The organism is Mycobacterium sp. PO1, from assembly GCF_017312405.1.
Classification (GTDB): domain Bacteria; phylum Actinomycetota; class Actinomycetes; order Mycobacteriales; family Mycobacteriaceae; genus Mycobacterium.
Genome location: NZ_BLTG01000064.1, coordinates 1 through 17,115 on the forward strand (window position 1 = coordinate 1; position 17,115 = coordinate 17,115).

Genomic DNA, 17,115 nt, shown 5'->3' on the forward strand with positions numbered 1-17,115 from the left:
GGGTGGTCCGTACGGGGCGGGTGGCAGCCAGGCCGTCGGGCCCATCACTCCGGGGCCGACGGACTGGAAGAACTCTGCCGAATTGCCCATGGTCATCAGGTCGCGCACGAAGTCGAACTGGCCGGTGTTGTTGAAGTCGGCGTTCGGCACGGGCGGCACGTACGGGGCCCCGGCCGGCGGCGGCGCCGGGGGCAGTGCCGGGTCCACCGGCGGTACGGGCTGTGCCGCCGCCTGGGCGGCGGCCGTCAGCGCGGCCCCGCCGAGCAGGGCACCGGCGACGGCGACTTTGACGGCGAGCAGGCAGGTGGCCATGTGTGCAGGGTAGTGCGCGGTCGGCGAGTGCGTGACCCTTCGACTACAGCGGCAGACCGGCCTCGAGGAACTCCAGGCCCTCGAACAGGGTTTCCGGCGACATCGGGGTGCCGTGCAGTGCGGCCATCATGACGCCGGTCATCGCCCCTGCGGTGATGCGGAGTTGCGGGTCGTCGCCGTCGCGATCCAACCTCGTCGCCAGCGCCTCGGTGATGAGCTCGATGACGTGGATGTAGGTGTGGTAGAGCCCGCCGGCAGCTTCGGGCAGGGTGTAGAGCAACTGCTGGCGGTTCATTTCGGCGGCCCACTCCGGACCCGCCATGCCGCTGAAGACCTGCTGCAGCGCGTGACGGTAGGCGGCCAGCGGCGCCAGGTCTGCGGGTGCGGCCAGGAACAGATCGATGATCGGCTCCATGAGCTGATCGGGGATCAGCAGGTCGGCCTTGTTCGGGAAATACCGAAAGAAGGTCCGCGAGGACACGTCGGCGGCCTCGGCGATCTGCTCGACGGTCGTGGTCTGGTAGCCCTGTTCCTCGAACAGTCGAAAAGCGGCTTCGCGCACCGCCTCCCGGGTGCGGCGCTTCTTGCGCTCCCGGAGTCCCTCGGGACCGTCGCTCACGCGGCCTTCCCCCAGCAGCGCTTCATTCCTTCGGCGACGTCGATGCTGGGCACTCCCGGTTGCGGGTCGTCGGTGACGAGCACGACCCCGGTGTCGATCATGTCGATCCCGGTGTCGGGCACCGGTTTGTCGCCGGTGCTGAGGAACGTCGCGACGGCGTCGACGGCCTGCTCCGCCATCTGTACCGGGTTCTGCTGTGCGGTGGCACCGATGACGCCCTCGGAGACCAGTCGCAGTCCCGGGTCGCAGCCGCCGTCGACGGAGACGAGCACCGCGGGATTGTCCGCCGCGGCGAGGATCTCGGCGGCGCCGCTGGCTGCGGGTTCGTTGATGGTGTAGACGAGGTTGATGTCGGGGCTGTGGGACAGGCACCGCTCCATCGCGGCGCGGCCGCCCGCGGCGGCGCCGAGGGTCACGTCCTGACAGGCGATGCGGTATCTCCCGCCGCGATAGACGCCGGTCGGCGCTTCATCGCCGGTCCTGCGGTAATCGCCGACCGGGATGCCCATGCCGGTCAGAAAGCCCTGGTTGCGTTGGTAATCCGACTCCACCTGCCGGTTGTGGAACAGGTCGAGCAGCGCGATGACGGCGGTCTGGCCGGCCATCTTCTCCGCCGCCCAGGCGCCGATGAGCCGCCCGGCCTCGAAATTGTCGGTGGCGAAGGTGATGTCGGCCGCGCCGGGGTCGGTGGGCTTGGTGTCCAGCGCGACGACGAAGACGCCGGCGTCGCCGGCGCGGCGGAGCGCGTTGTCGACACCCGCGCCGTTGGGGGTGATCATGATGACCCGGTCGCCGCGCGCGACGGCGGCGTCGATCGCGGCCACCTGGCTGCCGACATCGCCGTCCTCAGTGCCCGCAGCAGTCGTCAACGTCAATCCCTTCGCCTCGGCTTCCCGAAGCGCGGTCTGCTTGATGTCGACGAAGAACGGGTTGGTCTCGGTCTTGATGATCAGCGCGACGCCGTTTCCGGCCTCTTCGGCGGGTTCGGTCTTGCTGCACGCGGAAACCAACGCGGCGATCAGCGTGCAACCGGCGGCGAGGGCGGTTAGCCGGCACCGGACTGATCGGCTGGCAGAGCTGAACATGCGAGGGCCTCCGCGCGGGTCTGTGCATCGCCGAGATCGGCGGTAACCCACCTCGAACTCGCTGGTCAGCCCGTGATCTCGGTAGCGGCGAGTGTAGTGGCAAGAGGTCATTGGCAAGTGAATTCCGCCAGCCTGTCACACTTTTCGGCCGGTGGTGACTACTGGCGCTGCGTTCGCCGACAGCGGGTGCTGCCGCCAAATCCGTTGGCCTGCCCGACCCCTAGCTGGGCTTTGCTGTTAGCTCACGACCAGGGAAATTGCGAGCGCGAACATGGTGAGCGCGATGGTCGCGTCGAGAATGCGCCAGGTCTTCGCAGACGCGAACAGCCGCCCCAACCGCCGGGCGCCGAAACCCAGGCTGGTGAACCACACGGCGCTGGCCGCCACCGCCCCGACGCCGAACAGCCATCGCTCGTCGCGGTGCTCGTTGGCCAGCGCGCCGAGCAGGATGACGGTGTCGAGATAGACGTGCGGGTTCAGAAACGTCAGCGCCAGACAGGTGATCAGCACTCCGGCGAGCCGAGACGGGTTGGCCTGCGACGGAGTGAGCGTGCCGGGGGTGACGGCGCGGCGCGCGGCCAGCAGGCCGTAACCGATCAGGAAGGCGGCGCCGCCGAACTTGGCGACAGTGACGACGTCGGGGTGGGCCGCCACCAGCGCGCCGAAGCCGGCGATGCCGGCGAAGATCAGCACCAGATCGGACACCGTGCACAGCGCCACCACGGGCAGCACGTGCTCGCCGCGGATGCCCTGTCGCAGCACGAACGCGTTCTGTGCGCCGATCGCGGCGATGAGGGCCATCGTGGTGGCGAAGCCGCTCAGGACGACGAGGAATCCGGTACTCACCCGCACCACGCTAGGAAGTCGCGACCGAGCAGTACAGCTAAAGATTCTTTCGGCAGATTAGTGAATCTAATGGCGGCGAACGACCCGTGCACCGGCGTGCGGCCGGTGCGTGGGTCTCCGGTGTGCGAGTGCGGTCTTCACCGGCGAATCCACCGTCCGGCCGGGGATGGCCGTCTGTGGCACGAGACGTGGAATAGCACGTCGGTGCCGCTCGTTAGCTTCTCCAGTGACGCGTGATTCCCCACGTTTCGCTCTCCGGGCCGTACACCGTCTGCTGGACTAAGATCAGCTCGCGGTTCTGTGGCCTGAGCACGACCGGCGTTCCACCCCTGACCGAGCCAAGAAAAGGACTCACCATGGCATCAGCTCGTACGCGCCGCGTCGCGGCATTCGTTGGCGGCGGGGCCGTCATCGCGATGATCGGCTTCACCGCGGGGTGCGCCAGCGACAGCGAGACCCCCGAAGAGACGACCCCCACGACCACCACGACCACGACGACGACCACGCCGCCGCCCGTGGCCCCGACCGAGAAGGCCCCCAACCCGGATGGCCCGAACATCTTCACTCCTCCGGTCCAGGCTCCTCGGCAGACGGTCAACCCGGGACGCGACGACTACGGCCAGTGATCGAAGCGTGCCCGGACGCTGTCCGGGCACGCTCTGAGTTCTGCGGGTGCCATGACGACGAGGGCGAGATGGCTGGCGACAGGCCGCTCCTTGGCCGTTGTGCTCGTCATCGGGCTTGTGCTGGCAGCGATAGCGTGGTCCGCTCGCGAAACCCGCTCCGACGAGAAGCTCATCGAGGGTCCCTACGCGTCGTTGCTGGCCGCGTCGGTCGATCTCGGGCCGGCGCGCGAGAAGAGCATCGAGTTCACCGCCAGCCTGACCGACCGGTCCCGGCCCACGGCGCTGATCGAGTGGGCCCGCGACCGGTCGCTGTCGGTTCAGTGGCGACCCGGTGACGACTGGGTGGTGCTCGAGGGTGCGCCCGCGGCCGTCGAGCGGGCGTTCGCCGTGTCGGTGCGGGACTACCGGGGGCGGATGGGGCAGCACTTCTACGCCTCGCCGCACCAACCCGCGGTACCCGAACACCTGCAGGCCGAGGTGTCGGAGATCGGCCGGATCCTCAGCTACCTCCCGCATCACATGTCCCGCCCCGACCACTTCGCGCTCGACGTTCCCGACCGAGGGTTGTCGCCCGACGCGTTGGTGACCACCTACAACGCCGACGAACTGATCCGCTCCGGCTTCACCGGTGAGGGGATCACCATCGTGATCTTCGCCTTCGACGGCTTCCGGCAGTCCGATCTCGACCAGTTCACCACGATGTTCGGCTTGCCCCAGTTCACCCCGGAGGTCGTCGGTGGATCTCCCGGTGAGCCGCGGGCCGAGCTGTCGATGGATCTGCAAGTCGCCCATGCCATTGCGCCGGCGGCCCGTAAAGTCGTGGTCAACGCGCGGCCGACCGTCGAGGGCGACGGCGGCTACCGCAAGATCGGTGAGATGCTCGAGGACACCGACCGCCGGTTCCCGGGTGCGGTGTGGAGCTTCTCGATCGGCTGGGGATGCGACAAACTGATCACCGCCGCTGACCTGGCGCCGGTCCGATCCGCGTTGCGCACCGCGCAGTCGCACGGAACCACGGCCTTCAACGCCAGCGGTGATCTGGCCGGGATGGAATGCCGTGGCGGACAGGACTGGTCGTCACCGCCGAGTGAGCAGGATGTGGGCCTCGACTCGATCGCCTCACTGCCCGAGATCACCAGCGTGGGAGGCACGACGCTGTCCACCGACGCCGACGGCGAGTGGGTGTCCGAGCAGACCTGGTTCGATGTGCCGCTCTCGCAAGGCACCGGCGGTGGCGTCTCGTCGCTGTTCGAGCTGCCGCCGTGGCAGCAGGTCGCCGCGCAAGCCGTCCCGTCCGACCGCAATACCGGTATGCGCATGACACCGGATGTCGCCGCGGTGGCTGACCCGTTCACCGGGGTGAGGATCGTTCTCGACGGTCAGGTCGTCGTCGGGGGCGGGACGTCACAGTCGGCACCGATCTGGGCCGGTCTGACCGCGGTGATGAACCAGTATCTGCTCGCCAACGGCGGATCCCTGATCGGGGACATCAATCCGCTGCTCTACCGCATCGCCCAGGGTGCACCGCGACCCGCCTACCGCGACGTGACGTTGGGGGGCAACGCCGTCGACAATGCCGGCCCCGGTTATGACCTCGTCACCGGACTCGGGACCCCGGATATCGACAATCTCGCCGAGAATCTGCGGCTCGCGCAACGGGTGCAGTCCTGATGAGCGCGCCCGGCATGACGGAATGCCCGATCTGCCAGACCGACGTGCCCGCAGGCGAATACTGCGGGCAGTGTGGCGTACCGCTGGCCGAACATCGCAGCGGAGACGGCCCGCATTGGTTGCGGGCCCGCGCCTTCAGCGCCGCCCCCGGCCAGCGACTGCTTTCTCCGGCGCTGACCAGTTCGCTGTTCCCGCATCTGAATCCGCGGGCGCGCAAGGTGTTCCTGATGGGACTCGGACTGCTCGCGGCCGCCCTGTTCGCGGCGACGTTGTTGCGGATGCCGGCTGCGCTCGTCACCGTCGCCTCCCTCGGTCTTCCCCTGCTGTTCGCGCTCTACCTTCGCGAATCCGATGCTTTTCACGATCTTCCACGCAGCAAGCTGGCGCTGACGGCGGTGTCGGGCGTCGTCCTGGGCGTCGGGTGGGCGCTGCTGACCGGGGCTGCCGTCGCTCGTTCCTATGGTGTCCCGTTGGGCGCGGGTGTCGCCGCCGAGCGGATTCTGCGTGACGGGATCGCGGTGCCGCTGGGCAGCATGTTGCTGATGCTGGTTCCGGCGCTGGTGACCCGGTGGTCATGGCGGGGTGAGCGGGAGGCCTTGGACGGCTACGTCATCGGTGCGCTCGGCGCACTGACGTTCACCGCCGCAGCCAACCTGGCCCGGCTGGCGCCCCAGTTCACCCTCGGGATGGTCAACCGGGTGCGTCCGCTGGACGGTCTGCTCGTCGAAGCGGGCGTGCGTGGAGTCGCGATGCCGTTGACCGCTGCGGCAGTCGGCGGGCTCATCGGGACGGCGCTGTGGTTCACCCGTCCGCCGACGAAGGTCCACCAGCACCGTGTTTTCGTTCGCGCCATCCTCGTCGTGATCGCCGTTGTGGTGGTCGCCATCTACGCGCTGTTGGGGGTCGTCGATGTCGCCCGCCTTCCGCAATTGGCTCAGCTGGCACTGCATCTGACGTTGACGGGGATTGCGCTGTTCGCGTTGAGGGTCGGCCTGCATCTGGCGCTGTTGCACGAGGTGCAGGACGACATGCACGCCGACGAGCCCATTCTGTGCGTCGAGTGCAACCACGTGGTCCCCGACGCGCCGTTCTGCGCGATGTGTGGCGCGGCGATGCGGGCGTGTTCGCGCCGGTCACTTCGGGACCGACGCGCGGAGCGCCCGGTCCGGCTCGCCGACGATGCGCGTGCCGGCGACATCACGGTGGGTCTGCTGCCCGGTTACTCCATACACTCCGGCACGTTCGAAGCGAACCGGCCGGCGACGACGTCCTTCCGCACCGTTGCACTGGCGCTCGGGGTCACCATCGCGGTGCTGGCGGTCGGGCTGGTCGGCGTCTCGGGGCTGCTCTCCGAGCCGCCCCCCAGATATGTCTGCCCGCCTGACTGCGGGAACCCTCCGATGAACCGGGCAGTGGAGATCAACCCCCGCTTCACTGCGGCCGACGGCGTGTACTCGGTGTCCTACCCGGCTCCGGGAGCCGCATACGAGGTCACGACGACCGATGACGGGGTGACCGCGGTACTGCAGGCCGGGGACGGCGGCACGATGCGGTTGTTCAGCCGGCCCGCGCAGGGTCGCAGCGCCGAGGAGATCGCCGTAGAGCTGGTGAACGAAACGTTCCCGGACACCAAGACCGCCTACGAGATCCCGAACACGATGGTCGGCTATCAACCCGGATACGGGTTGGCCGCCGACCTCTGGCCGCAGGGTGCGATGAGCAGTTCCAGCCGCATGCGCATCATCGTGATGGTCGCCGTGAAGAACGATGTGGCGCTCATCGCGGGGGCGGTCGGGCCATACCGCGCCTTCGGACCGGACTTCGGTTCGGGTAAACCCTCGGCGGCCAGCCTGCAGTTGGCGCTGGACATGGGCAAGTACGTCAACAGCTTCAGCTGGCGCGGCGACCCGCCCCGATAGCCGGGCCGCGGAGCGGGCTCCGTTGGCCCGGACCGCGCCTCGGACCCGATCTGCTCCGTTGCTCGCCGCTATCGCGTCCTATCCCACCTGTGTTGCCAGCGGCAAGAACACATCGCCGACGATTTCGCGGATGGTGTCCGGTGGGACCGCCGCCATGGCCGGCACGTGCCGAGAACCGTTGCGCGTCATCGAAGCTGTCAATCGCCTGGGAGGTGAGGACTCGGCGATTGCCCGCGGTTGCCCCCGGGAAAACGACCGGTACCAGACCACTGACCCCGAGGGTGGATCATGAATCGCTACATCGGTACAAGTGTCGCAGCAACGTCCATGATGTTCGGCGCGCTCACCTTCACCGGCACCGCCTGGGCCCAGCCCGACGAGAGCGGAACGCCGCAACCGCCGGGCGACGAGACCGCTGCGGCGACAATCGAGCGACTCCAGAGCGAAGGTCACTCCGTCGTGGTGCAGGGCGCCGTCGACGGGCCGCTGGAGGCGTGTGACGTCGAGGACGTGACGAGCGGTGAGCAAGAAACCACGATGATCGTGACGGTCGCCTGCGATCCCGACTACGCCGGCTGACCGCCTACACGATCTTGCGCAGCACCGTCCCGGGTGGGTAGTCGAGCACCATCGGTTTCCCGTCCCGGCCGACCGCGGTGGAGGTCAACGTGACGTGGGTCATCTGGCCGGTCGTGATCGGATGAGCCGACTTCACGTCGGCGACGTGAAAGGCGTTCGCGCGCGGGTCGGGATCGTCGGTGACTGCGAGTAGGTCTCCGGGGCGGACGTCGTCGACCGCCACCTCGACGATCTCGAACTGCTCGGACATGGCACCGAGTCTATGAGGTGTCGCCCCGGCGAACACCTCGTCGCTCCGCAGGGTCAGGCCCCATCGCGGCCCACCGCCGGGCGTAGTCTGCACAACCGTGATCGATATCGGCCTGGACGACATGCGCAACTGGTTCGGCTTCGGGGTGGCGGGCAACTTCGCCGGACATCTCGAACAGGCCGGTGAGGACGCCGACTTCGTCAACGTCAGCAGTGAAGGCACCGCGCCCAAAGGGATCTTCCCCTGGTACGCCCCAGGGACGGACTCGTTCCTGAGCGAATTCCCGCTGTCCACCGACGCGGTGGTGCTTCCGAACCAGACCGACGGGCCGCTGAACCTGCAGATCGAACCGGAGGTGGGCCTGGCCTGCCAGGTGGTCTGGGACGGTGACACCGTGGTGACATTGCGTCCGTTCGCGCTCGGAGCATTCAACGACTGCTCGATTCGGCGCCCCGGAGCCCCCAAGATCAGTCACAAGAAGAACTGGGGTCCGGCCTCCAAGGGTGTCGCGCCGACATTCTTCGAGATCAGCGACCTGACACCCGATGGGCCGACCGCGACGTTGCGGCTGGTCTGCTACCTGCACAGTGACGGCGAGGAGCACGCCTACGGGGTGGACAGCCCGTTGATCGGCTACTCCTACTACGGCGAGGTGTTGCTGGACTGGATCGTCGAGCGGTTGGCCAACCAGAAGGGCTCGCCCGACACCCCGCTGGAAGACGTCGGTGCGTTGATGGTGGCCAGCGGGCACCCCGAGAACGTGCTGATCGGGATCGGCGCGACGCGGTACACACCGTTGGGTGAGTCGACGTTCCTCAAGCCCGGCGACCGGGCGATCGTGCGGGTCTACGACACCGAGAGCGACGCAGCCTCCGAGCTGAACCAGTTGGTGCGGTAGACGGCGATACTGATGCATTCACCGTAGCGCCATCGCAGCATCGGATTCCGTCATCGAGCCGACGGTGAAGCCGCTGCGATCGTGGGACTGCGGGCTCTGGTTCTGGGAGCGAGCGGAGATGTCGGCAGGGCGGCGTGACCGACTACGCGCCGAACACCGGCCGGGGAGCTGGTGGATGCTCGAGAATCGCTGGTAGCACAAATGTTTCGACATACCGACGCGCCGTGTCGACCTTGTCGATGTCCGGAACCACGCCCAGAAGCATGGTGATCGCAGTAGACGTGATGAACCGCGCGATATCGCGCGGCGGGACCCCAGCTCGAAGTCGAGAGTCCGAGTCGTCGCCCGCCATCAACTCGACGAGTTGCTCGACGAGGTGGGGGAGCGCAGGGTCGTTGGCGACCAGATGCGCGACCGTACCGTCATCACTGTGTTGAGAGAGAGTCTTCAGCAGCGGATCGTCAATCAGTTCAGTCGCCACGATGACCAGACTCTCGACGAGTATCTCTGCCGTTCCGGCGTTTTCCGGCAATCGCAGGGCGATCTCCTTCTGGCAGCGCAGTGTCTTTCGGCGCACCAACGACTCCAGCAGAGCCCTGCGATTGGGAAAGTGCCGGTACATCGCGGCGCGCGAGTAGCCTGCCTCCTGGGCGATGAGCTCCATCGTCGAAGCCTGGAACCCGCGGGTCAAGATCGACTTCTCAGCCGCATCCATCAGGACGGTTCTCGCCACCTCAGCATTGTTGCCGCCACCAGCCGGGCGGCCTCGGCCCCGGGCCGGTTTGCCAACCGGCGGCAGTGCGCCGCTTGCCGCGCGGGTGCCCTGCATGGCGTCACCCTACGCCAGCCGCCGGAAGGATCGACTGCCGCGCACTCTTGTCGGACACGTCCGCACGAGCTATAAATAGACGAATCACGGACTTTGTTTATTTTTGATCAGGGGTGGAATGCGGACCATCTGGGCGGCACTGTTGGGTGGGGGGCTGTTGATCGCGGTGCTGTCGGGAACGGGTGTATCGACCGCGCCCGTTGTGTCGGCTGCGCCCGGCGAGAGTGGATCGGTCTCAGCGGAACCAGGTTCGCCGGACGGCGACGACACCGACGGTGAGCGCGATCGCGCTGACCCGGCGAGTGGGCCCGCCGATGGCCGGTCTGAACTCGCCGACGGCACGGATGAGGCGCCCGGCGTTGTGGACGCCGAGGAGCAGCACATCGGGGCGGGCATTGACGATGAGCCTCGCGGGGTGGGCGTCGACGGCGACGAGTCCTCGGCCGCCGCCGAGGACGAGGAACCCGGCGTCGTCGTCGAGGATGAGGAACCCGGCGTCGTTGTCGAGGATGAGGAACCTGGCGTCGTCGTCGAGGATGCCGACATCGTCAGCGCCTCGCACAACGACGAACCGGCGACCCATGGGGTGAATGCCGACGACAGCGCCGAGAAGAGGGAGTTCGCAGAGTCGAACCGCAGCGCCGGCACGCCGGAGACCGTTCCCCCGATCGCCGAGAAATCTGAGGATCTCCCGGCTGCGACCGAGCAGGACGCCGAGGGCGTGGCCGGTTGGATGGCCGCAGAGTCGGGCGCTGTCGTCGAGACGTTGCCCGAACAGGCGGTCGCCATTGACGCGGCAGAGGCTACCGAAGGCGAGGTCACCGACAACGAGGGAACCGACAGCGCCGAAGACGTCGGCGCGATCCGTGGTTCTACGAGCGAAGCGACCGCAACGACATCGCTGACCATGAGCGCCGTGGCGCCCAGCCCGCCGCGGTCCACTCTGCTCAGCTTGGTCGGCTCGGTGGTGCTGAATCTTGTTGTGGGATTGATCCAGCTCGTCGACGGGCCGCCTGTACTTCCGGCGAACAGCACCGTCACCGTCCGAACATCGTCGCTCGATCTGCCGATAGGCGCCGGTCGCTCTGTTCAGGCGGATTGGTACTTCCCCGAGCACATCGACGAGACCACCCGATTCGTGTACCTGCAGCATGGCTTCCTCGCCAGCGGCCCCATGTACAGCTACACCGCGGCCGACCTCGCCGAGCGCACCAACAGTATCGTTGTGGCACCGTCTCTTTCGTCGAACTTCTTTGCGCCCGACGCTGCATGGGTGGGCGGTTCGACGATGCAGCGTGCGGTGGCCGAACTGTTCGTCGGCGAGCGGACCGCCCTGACCGAGAGTGTCCGTGCTGCAGCAGGGTGGGACATCGAGCTACCGGACGACTTCGTCTTGGTAGGCCACTCGGCCGGCGGGACACTGGTCGTGAGCGCAGCAGGACGCCTCGTCGGTACCGGCGCGTTCGAGAACCTGCGCGGAGTGGTCATGCTGGACGGAGTCGAGCCCGCGGCCTCGCCGGCGGTGCGTCAGGCACTGGGCAAGCTGACGGGCGCCTCGGACAAGCCCATCTATCTGATCTCTTCGGAGCGCTACTTCTGGAGCCGCGGCGGTGACATGGCAGACAAGCTCGAGCTGGCGCGTCCTGACCGCTTCAACGGTGTGAGTCTCGACGGCGGTCTGCACATCGACTACATGGAGGGCGGCAACCGATTCATCCAGTTCATGCAGTACCTCATCGGCGGATTCTCCCGGCCGGCGAATGTTCAGGCGGCCGGCCTGATCGCCGCGGGGTGGGTGAACGACCTCTTCGCCGGATCGACCGAGAGCGGCGTCTATGGGCAACCGGACGAGCAGATCACGATCGACACCGCCGCCAGCGCCGCCACCGCGCGGATATTGCCCCTGGGGTATCCCTCGCGCCCGGTGTGGCCGCCTCTGCTGGAGGCGGCACTGACGGCGATCTTCGACGCCGGGGGCAAGTATCTGTTCGTCTACGAACCGTTGCCCGGGTTCGTGCCCGCATCCCCTGCGACGTCCCCTGGACTGCGCCTTGGCCCCCAATTGACCGCGCAGTGAGCCGAGGAGGGAATTTCTCGACCGTCGGAGAACTTTGACCAAGTGCTGCCGACGGGGCGGCACCTGATCGAGGAGAGCCGATGTCCGAGCGCCGCACCACCGCCAAGTCCCCTGCCCGATCCTCCGCCGGCAGCGTCCGTCGACTGCTCGCCATGGCCGGTATCGGCGGCGCGTTCGCCGCTGCCCTGATCGGCCCCGGCACCGCGTCCGCCCAAGCGGACTCATGTCCCGACGTCGAGGTCGTCTTTGCCCGCGGCACCGCCGAGCCCGCCGGGCCGGGCCGGGTGGGGCAGGCGTTCATCAGCGACCTGCAGAACAGTCTGAACGGTCAGAGCGTGGGGGTGTACGCGGTCAACTACCCGGCCTCCTACGACTTCCTGCAGTCCGCCCCGCAGGGGGCCGGTGACGCCAGCGCGCACGTGCAGAGCGTCGCAGCCAGCTGCCCCGACACCAGCATCGTGCTCGGCGGCTATTCGCAGGGCGCCGCGGTGGTGGACCTGATCACCGCCGATCCCGCCGCCACGTTCGGGTTCGGCCAGCCCATGCCGCCCGCAGTGGCCGACCACGTCGCCGCGGTCGCGGTGTTCGGCAACCCCTCCGACAAGATCGGGCGGCCGTTGAGCGCGATCAGTCCGCTGTACGGCGCCAAGACGGTCGATCTGTGCAACGGGGCTGACCCGGTGTGCTCCAACGGCGACGACCGGGCGGCACACAGCCTGTATGTGCAGACCGGGCTGACCGACCAGGCCGCCGACTTCGTCGCGGCCAGGATCTCCGCAGCGCCGGGGTCTGCCCCGATGGTCAACGCGTCGGATACGGTCGGCTGACGCGCTGCCACGCGGCAGGCACCATGGAGGCGTGACGACCCCACCCACCGAGGACGCGGTGCTCGCCGAGCTCAGCCTCGCCGAGAAGGCGGCTCTGACCAGCGGTACCCGGTTCTGGTACACCCAAAGCGTCGAACGTCTGCAGCTGCCCTCCATCATGCTCACCGACGGACCCCACGGTCTGCGGAAACAGCGCGCCGGGGGTGATCACCTCGGGATCGGCGACAGCGTCCCCGCGACGTGTTTCCCGCCCGCGGTCGCCCTGGGATCGTCGTGGGATGCCGGCCTGGTCGAGCGGGTGGGCGCGGCCCTCGGAACAGAAGCCGCGAACGCGGAGGTCGGAGTCCTCCTCGGTCCCGGACTGAACATCAAGCGTACTCCGTTGTGCGGCCGCAACTTCGAGTATCTATCCGAGGATCCGCTCGTCTCCGGCTTGCTGGCCGCGGCGCTGGTGGCGGGCATCCAGAGCCGGGGAGTCGGCGCCTGTCCCAAGCACTTCGCGGCCAACAACCAAGAGCACGACCGCATGCGGGTCAGCGCCGATGTCGACCCGCGGCCGCTGCGCGAGATCTACTTGCGCGGGTTCGAACACGTGGTGACCGAGGCCCACCCGTGGGTGATCATGTGCTCCTACAACAGGATCAACGGTGTGCACACCGCCGAAGACCCCTGGCTGTTGACCACCGTGCTGCGCGACCAGTGGGGCTTCGCCGGCCTGGTGGTCTCGGACTGGGGTGCGGTCAACGACCGCGTGGCGTCGCTGTTCGCAGGACTCGACCTCGACATGCCCGGCTCCGCCTTCGCGGCCGCGCAGATCATCGATGCGGTCGCCGCGGGATCGCTCGACGAGGACGTTCTCGACCGCTCGGTGCGCCGCGTGCTGCACCTGGTGCGACGGACCGGGGCGCACCAGGTCTCGACGAGTTTCGACAGCGATGAGCACCACGCGCTGGCGCGTGAAGCCGCCGGCCGCGGGATCGTGCTGCTGAAGAACGACGACGGAGTGCTCCCGTTGCCGACCCAGACGCGGATCGCCGTCATCGGCGAGTTCGCCCAGTCTCCCCGATATCAGGGTGCCGGCTCGTCGATGATCGTGCCAACCCGGTTGAACTGTGCTCTCGACGAAATCCGTTCGCAGGCAACGGGTGACGTGGTGTTCGCGCGAGGTTTCACCACGGAGGCAGACTCACCGTCCGGCGAAGCCGAGCGGCTTCTGGACGAAGCCGTCGACACGGCGGCGTACGCCGAGGTCGCCGTCGTCTTCCTCGGCCTGCCGGCGCGCTGCGAATCCGAGGGCTTCGACCGAGACGACCTGGACCTGCCCGCGTCACAGCTGCGACTGCTCGACGCGGTGGTGGCGGTCAACCCGCGAACGGTGGTGGTCCTCTCCAACGGCGGCGTGGTGGCGCTGCCCTTCGCAAGCAAGGTTCCGGCCATCCTGGAGGGCTGGCTGCTCGGGCAGGCCGGTGGTGCGGCCACCGCCGACGTGTTGTTCGGTGCGGTCAACCCGTCGGCGAAGCTCACCGAAACAATTCCGGCACGCGTGCAGGACACCCCTGCCCACCTCACATATCCGGGCGAGTTCGGTCACGTCCGGTACGGGGAGGGGCTGTTCGTCGGCTACCGCTGGTACGACGCGCGATGCCTCGAGGTGGCGTTCCCGTTCGGGCATGGGTTGTCCTACACCAGCTTCGACTACACCGACGCTGTGGCGACGGTGAACTCTGATGGCGGGCTCGACGTCTCGGTGACGGTCACCAACACCGGTGGCGTGGCAGGCCGCGAGATCGTGCAGGTCTACACGAGCCTGCCCGGCAGCGGTGTGACCAGGCCGCCCCGCGAGCTCAAGGCATTCACGTCGGTGCACCTCGACAGCGGCGCGTCGACGCGGGTCACCATGCCGGTTCGGCGAAAGGCCCTGTCCTACTGGGATATTCGGGCAGATTCGTGGGTTGTCGAGGGCGGTACGTACACCGTCGACGTGGCTGCATCGAGCCGTGACGTCCGCAGCACGGTGACCGTCGCCGTCGACGGCGACGACCTCGATATCCCGCTGTCGCCGATGTCGTCGTTGGCCGAGGTGTTCGCCCACCCCGTCGCCGGTCCGATCGTGGCATCAGCGTTCGCCGACCAGATGGCCTCCCTCGCCGGGGGGGGACGGGCTCATGCCGGAGGGCGTGGACATGTCGCGGATGCTCGACTCGTTTCCGATCGGCAAGGTCGGCATGCTGGCGTCCGCCGCCGGCGTGGAGATCGACCCGGCCATGATCAGCGAACTGCTCGATCGCGCCAACGATCCGCCGGACTGAACGGATCATGAAATCCTCTGAACTGGGCGTTTGTTGTGTTTGACTCATTCGGCAGCTGCTGGATGAACGACCTCGACCTGCGAATATGTTGTTGGTCGCGTTGGCGGCCGATGAGGGCGAATGAAAGCACTGCGGTATCTCCTGCGGTATCTCGCGGGCGGCTCTCGGCCCGCCCGCCAACAGGGCGGCGCATCGCCTCCCACTGGGACGGCAGTCGTTATAGCGAAATAGCGGCCATAGGGACCAATTCCGCCACCGCAGCGTTGATCTTGGCTGCGATACCGGCGTCTTTCAGAGCTTTATCGACCAACTTCCGCGCAGCCTGGAACGTCCGAGCCGAGGACACATCGACCTCAGCGGCGAGTTTCTCCGCCGCGGCGCCGAGCTTCGCCAACTGCAGGTGCAGATCGATGGTGTTGTCGTACTCCGGGAACGGGACTAGGAATACATACTTATCGAAGTGCCGGGCTCCGTATAAGCCCAGGGCTTGCAGCGGCTTTACTCGCTCCAACACGGTCCCCGAGTTCAGAATGGCGCAGAGGTAGCTCGCTTCTGACTCAGTCGCGACGGCCGTCCAGTAGAGGGAGAAGTCGATAATGGCCCGTGGATCCCTTACGACCGCTGCGGCGAGTCTGTTCCCGGTCTTGGTGTAGATCACTCTGACCGCTGCGGGCGGCAGCTGCGCGGACAGTTGCCCGTGGAAATCGATGCGGTCCAGCAGCGTCCCTGCGTCGGACTCGGACTTATTCTCGGCCCACGCTTTCTCAGCTTGGTCCCACCACGACTTCAGTCCCGGGTGGTCAACGACTGCCGCTTCCTCCAACACCCCGTCGTCACTGATCGCGAGTAGTGTTCGGCGCGGCTCCAGAGTGCGGAACGGAAGCGTGGTCAGGCCCAGATACGTTGGCCGAACGAACTTGGTCTCGACTGTGGCGGTGATCGCCGGCAACTGTTTCCACCGTTCGGGCTCGTAGACGCTTCGGTTCGATGACACCGAAACGCGGCCCGCGCCCGCGCCCAGTGGACCTGCCAGAGCCTCGCGTACAAACAGTGCCATCTGGGGAGCGAGCACGGCGCCCTGCCGGAACTGCGACTTGTACGGGGACTCCGGGCGCACCGCTCCGGCATCGTGCGCAGCGACGGTGCCGGAGCTGACGGTGATCTTGTCCTTCGCTTCGTCCCACGGAATGTCTGGTCGTGCAAGGTATCCCGTCCACGTTACGGTCTCAGCGTCGATCGGAGTCGCTGACGAGGACCTCTCGCCGTGGATGACGCAAGACACCATGGGGAATCCGGTGGTTGCGTGTGCGAGGTACCAGCTGAGCCCGAATTTGACGGCGAGGTGCTCGGAGTTCCTCGTCATCCACTTGCCAGTGCGGAATCCGGTATGTGGCTTGCGCGTCAGGATGCCGTAGGGCATCACAAACGAGAACGCGCCGCCGGGGCGGAGGTACAGCTCCACAGCCCGTACGACGAACAGCGTGGACAGGTCGCGGCTGGCCGCGCCTAGGCCGCCGGTGAGCAGATTGCGCGGCTTGGCGAGCTTCTTGTAGTTCTCCTGCATTGTGGCGGTCATCTTTGCGTACGCCAGCCACGGCGGATTTCCTACGAGTACGTCGACGCGGTTGTCCGGCTCGGCGAGCCACAGGGGGCGGATGAGGTTGCGGACGTAGTAACCCCAGATGTGGTCCTTGCCCGACTTGTGCAGCGCCCGCATGGTCGCGAAGGTGGCGCTGAGAACCTCTGCCTCCTCAGCGGTCACCTTAAAGCGCTTGAGGATCGGGTCAATCAGCGTCCCGTTCCTCTTGTTCGTTGAGTCGAGCGCGTTGTCGGCCATCTCCGACACCAGGCGGTCGAACCGGCCGGCGTCACCGAGGATGCTGCGCGGGAAGACCAGATCGTCACCGAACAGGACACCGCCTCCGCCGGCGATGATGGAGTCCCCTTCGGTACTGATGGTCACCCGGTCCACGCCTCCGATGAGGTCCCGGCTCTGCTCCCACTGCATCGAGTCACCCAGATACACAGGGATCGCGATGGGACCCCTGTCATCGTCTCGGAGCCGATTTAATCCGATCGCCAGGACGTAGGTGACCCTGGCGAGGGTCACCGCGACCGGGTGAACGTCCATGCCGATCACATTCGCAGTTACCTCGTGCACCGCTGTCGCCGTTGGCGTTCCCGACTTCTCCGCGGTCTCGAGGTAGCGCCGGATGGCGTGGAACAGGAATGTCCCGGAGCCGCAGCTCGTTATGCGCTGTATTTGGG

The 17,115-nt window shown here is 67.2% G+C and carries 14 protein-coding genes and 1 pseudogene; 8 read left to right on the forward strand and 7 right to left on the reverse strand.

The genetic code is table 11. The features are described 5' to 3' along the window. From J3476_RS19725 to lysE, 4 genes and pseudogenes are all read right to left on the reverse strand, one after another. Nucleotides 1–312 (reverse strand): annotated as a pseudogene (locus tag J3476_RS19725) (hypothetical protein); the annotation flags it as partial. A gap of 43 nt (nt 313–355) precedes the next feature. Continuing rightward, complete coding sequence (locus J3476_RS19730; protein ID WP_207068064.1) at nt 356–931, reverse strand: TetR/AcrR family transcriptional regulator; 576 nt, start codon at nt 929–931, stop codon at nt 356–358. Then, nucleotides 928–2,016 carry a substrate-binding domain-containing protein gene (locus J3476_RS19735; RefSeq protein ID WP_207068065.1) on the reverse strand — a complete coding sequence of 363 codons (1,089 nt, stop codon included), beginning with the start codon at nt 2,014–2,016 and terminating at the stop codon, nt 928–930. The genes J3476_RS19730 and J3476_RS19735 overlap by 4 nt, the downstream gene beginning before the upstream one ends. Nucleotides 2,017–2,253: 237 nt before the next feature. Further along, on the reverse strand, nt 2,254–2,817 hold the full coding sequence (lysE, locus tag J3476_RS19740; protein ID WP_207068074.1) for an L-lysine exporter: 564 nt from the start codon (nt 2,815–2,817) through the stop codon (nt 2,254–2,256). Nucleotides 2,818–3,218: 401 nt separating this feature from the next. Between lysE and J3476_RS19745 the strand changes: the two genes are divergently transcribed. The 4 genes from J3476_RS19745 (at nt 3,219) to J3476_RS19760 (ending at nt 7,657) form a co-directional block, all read left to right on the forward strand. Continuing rightward, on the forward strand, nt 3,219–3,488 hold the full coding sequence (locus tag J3476_RS19745; protein ID WP_207068066.1) for a hypothetical protein: 270 nt from the start codon (nt 3,219–3,221) through the stop codon (nt 3,486–3,488). Between the two features lie 51 nt (nt 3,489–3,539). Further along, nucleotides 3,540–5,159 carry a S53 family peptidase gene (locus J3476_RS19750; RefSeq protein WP_207068067.1) on the forward strand — a complete coding sequence of 540 codons (1,620 nt, stop codon included), beginning with the start codon at nt 3,540–3,542 and terminating at the stop codon, nt 5,157–5,159. Then, complete coding sequence (locus J3476_RS19755; RefSeq protein ID WP_207068068.1) at nt 5,159–7,078, forward strand: zinc ribbon domain-containing protein; 1,920 nt, start codon at nt 5,159–5,161, stop codon at nt 7,076–7,078. Before J3476_RS19750 ends, J3476_RS19755 begins: the two co-directional genes overlap by 1 nt. A 288-nt stretch (nt 7,079–7,366) precedes the next feature. After that, nucleotides 7,367–7,657 (forward strand): hypothetical protein, encoded by a 291-nt coding sequence (locus J3476_RS19760; RefSeq protein WP_207068069.1) that lies wholly within the window; start codon nt 7,367–7,369, stop codon nt 7,655–7,657. 4 nt (nt 7,658–7,661) lie between these two features. On the opposite strand, the gene J3476_RS19765 is transcribed toward J3476_RS19760, so the two are convergent. Then, a complete protein-coding gene (locus J3476_RS19765) occupies nt 7,662–7,907 on the reverse strand; it encodes a hypothetical protein (protein WP_207068070.1) in 246 nt (81 codons plus the stop codon). 97 nt (nt 7,908–8,004) lie between these two features. Between J3476_RS19765 and J3476_RS19770 the strand changes: the two genes are divergently transcribed. Then, nucleotides 8,005–8,805: a DUF5718 family protein gene (locus tag J3476_RS19770; protein WP_207068071.1), complete on the forward strand. Its 801-nt coding sequence runs from the start codon at nt 8,005–8,007 to the stop codon at nt 8,803–8,805. A gap of 142 nt (nt 8,806–8,947) precedes the next feature. On the opposite strand, the gene J3476_RS19775 is transcribed toward J3476_RS19770, so the two are convergent. Next, nucleotides 8,948–9,634, reverse strand: a complete 687-nt coding sequence (locus J3476_RS19775; protein ID WP_286183378.1) for a TetR/AcrR family transcriptional regulator — start codon at nt 9,632–9,634, stop codon at nt 8,948–8,950. A gap of 118 nt (nt 9,635–9,752) precedes the next feature. Here J3476_RS19775 and J3476_RS28010 point away from each other — a divergent pair, with 118 nt between their 5' ends. From J3476_RS28010 to J3476_RS19790, 3 genes are all read left to right on the forward strand, one after another. After that, on the forward strand, nt 9,753–11,711 hold the full coding sequence (locus J3476_RS28010; protein ID WP_286183379.1) for an alpha/beta hydrolase: 1,959 nt from the start codon (nt 9,753–9,755) through the stop codon (nt 11,709–11,711). Nucleotides 11,712–11,791: 80 nt separating this feature from the next. After that, nucleotides 11,792–12,538, forward strand: a complete 747-nt coding sequence (locus J3476_RS19785) for a cutinase family protein (RefSeq protein ID WP_207068072.1) — start codon at nt 11,792–11,794, stop codon at nt 12,536–12,538. A gap of 31 nt (nt 12,539–12,569) precedes the next feature. Continuing rightward, nucleotides 12,570–14,858, forward strand: coding sequence for a glycoside hydrolase family 3 C-terminal domain-containing protein (locus tag J3476_RS19790; RefSeq protein ID WP_286183380.1), 2,289 nt, complete (start codon nt 12,570–12,572; stop codon nt 14,856–14,858). A 206-nt stretch (nt 14,859–15,064) separates the two neighbouring features. Here J3476_RS19790 and J3476_RS19795 read toward each other — a convergent pair. Continuing rightward, a partial coding sequence (locus J3476_RS19795) for an Eco57I restriction-modification methylase domain-containing protein (RefSeq protein WP_207068073.1) occupies nt 15,065–17,115 on the reverse strand: 2,051 nt, incomplete at its 5' end.

What these genes read in the sequence shown, in the direction of transcription:
- J3476_RS19735 (WP_207068065.1), bottom strand. Translation starts at nt 2,016, where the DNA reads ATGTTCAGCTCTGCCAGCCGATCAGTCCGGTGCCGGCTAACCGCCCTC.
- lysE (WP_207068074.1), bottom strand. Translation starts at nt 2,817, where the DNA reads ATGGCCCTCATCGCCGCGATCGGCGCACAGAACGCGTTCGTGCTGCGA.
- J3476_RS19745 (WP_207068066.1), top strand. Translation starts at nt 3,219, where the DNA reads ATGGCATCAGCTCGTACGCGCCGCGTCGCGGCATTCGTTGGCGGCGGG.
- J3476_RS19750 (WP_207068067.1), top strand. Translation starts at nt 3,540, where the DNA reads ATGACGACGAGGGCGAGATGGCTGGCGACAGGCCGCTCCTTGGCCGTT.
- J3476_RS19755 (WP_207068068.1), top strand. Translation starts at nt 5,159, where the DNA reads ATGAGCGCGCCCGGCATGACGGAATGCCCGATCTGCCAGACCGACGTG.
- J3476_RS19760 (WP_207068069.1), top strand. Translation starts at nt 7,367, where the DNA reads ATGAATCGCTACATCGGTACAAGTGTCGCAGCAACGTCCATGATGTTC.
- J3476_RS19765 (WP_207068070.1), bottom strand. Translation starts at nt 7,907, where the DNA reads ATGTCCGAGCAGTTCGAGATCGTCGAGGTGGCGGTCGACGACGTCCGC.
- J3476_RS19775 (WP_286183378.1), bottom strand. Translation starts at nt 9,634, where the DNA reads ATGCAGGGCACCCGCGCGGCAAGCGGCGCACTGCCGCCGGTTGGCAAA.
- J3476_RS28010 (WP_286183379.1), top strand. Translation starts at nt 9,753, where the DNA reads ATGCGGACCATCTGGGCGGCACTGTTGGGTGGGGGGCTGTTGATCGCG.
- J3476_RS19785 (WP_207068072.1), top strand. Translation starts at nt 11,792, where the DNA reads ATGTCCGAGCGCCGCACCACCGCCAAGTCCCCTGCCCGATCCTCCGCC.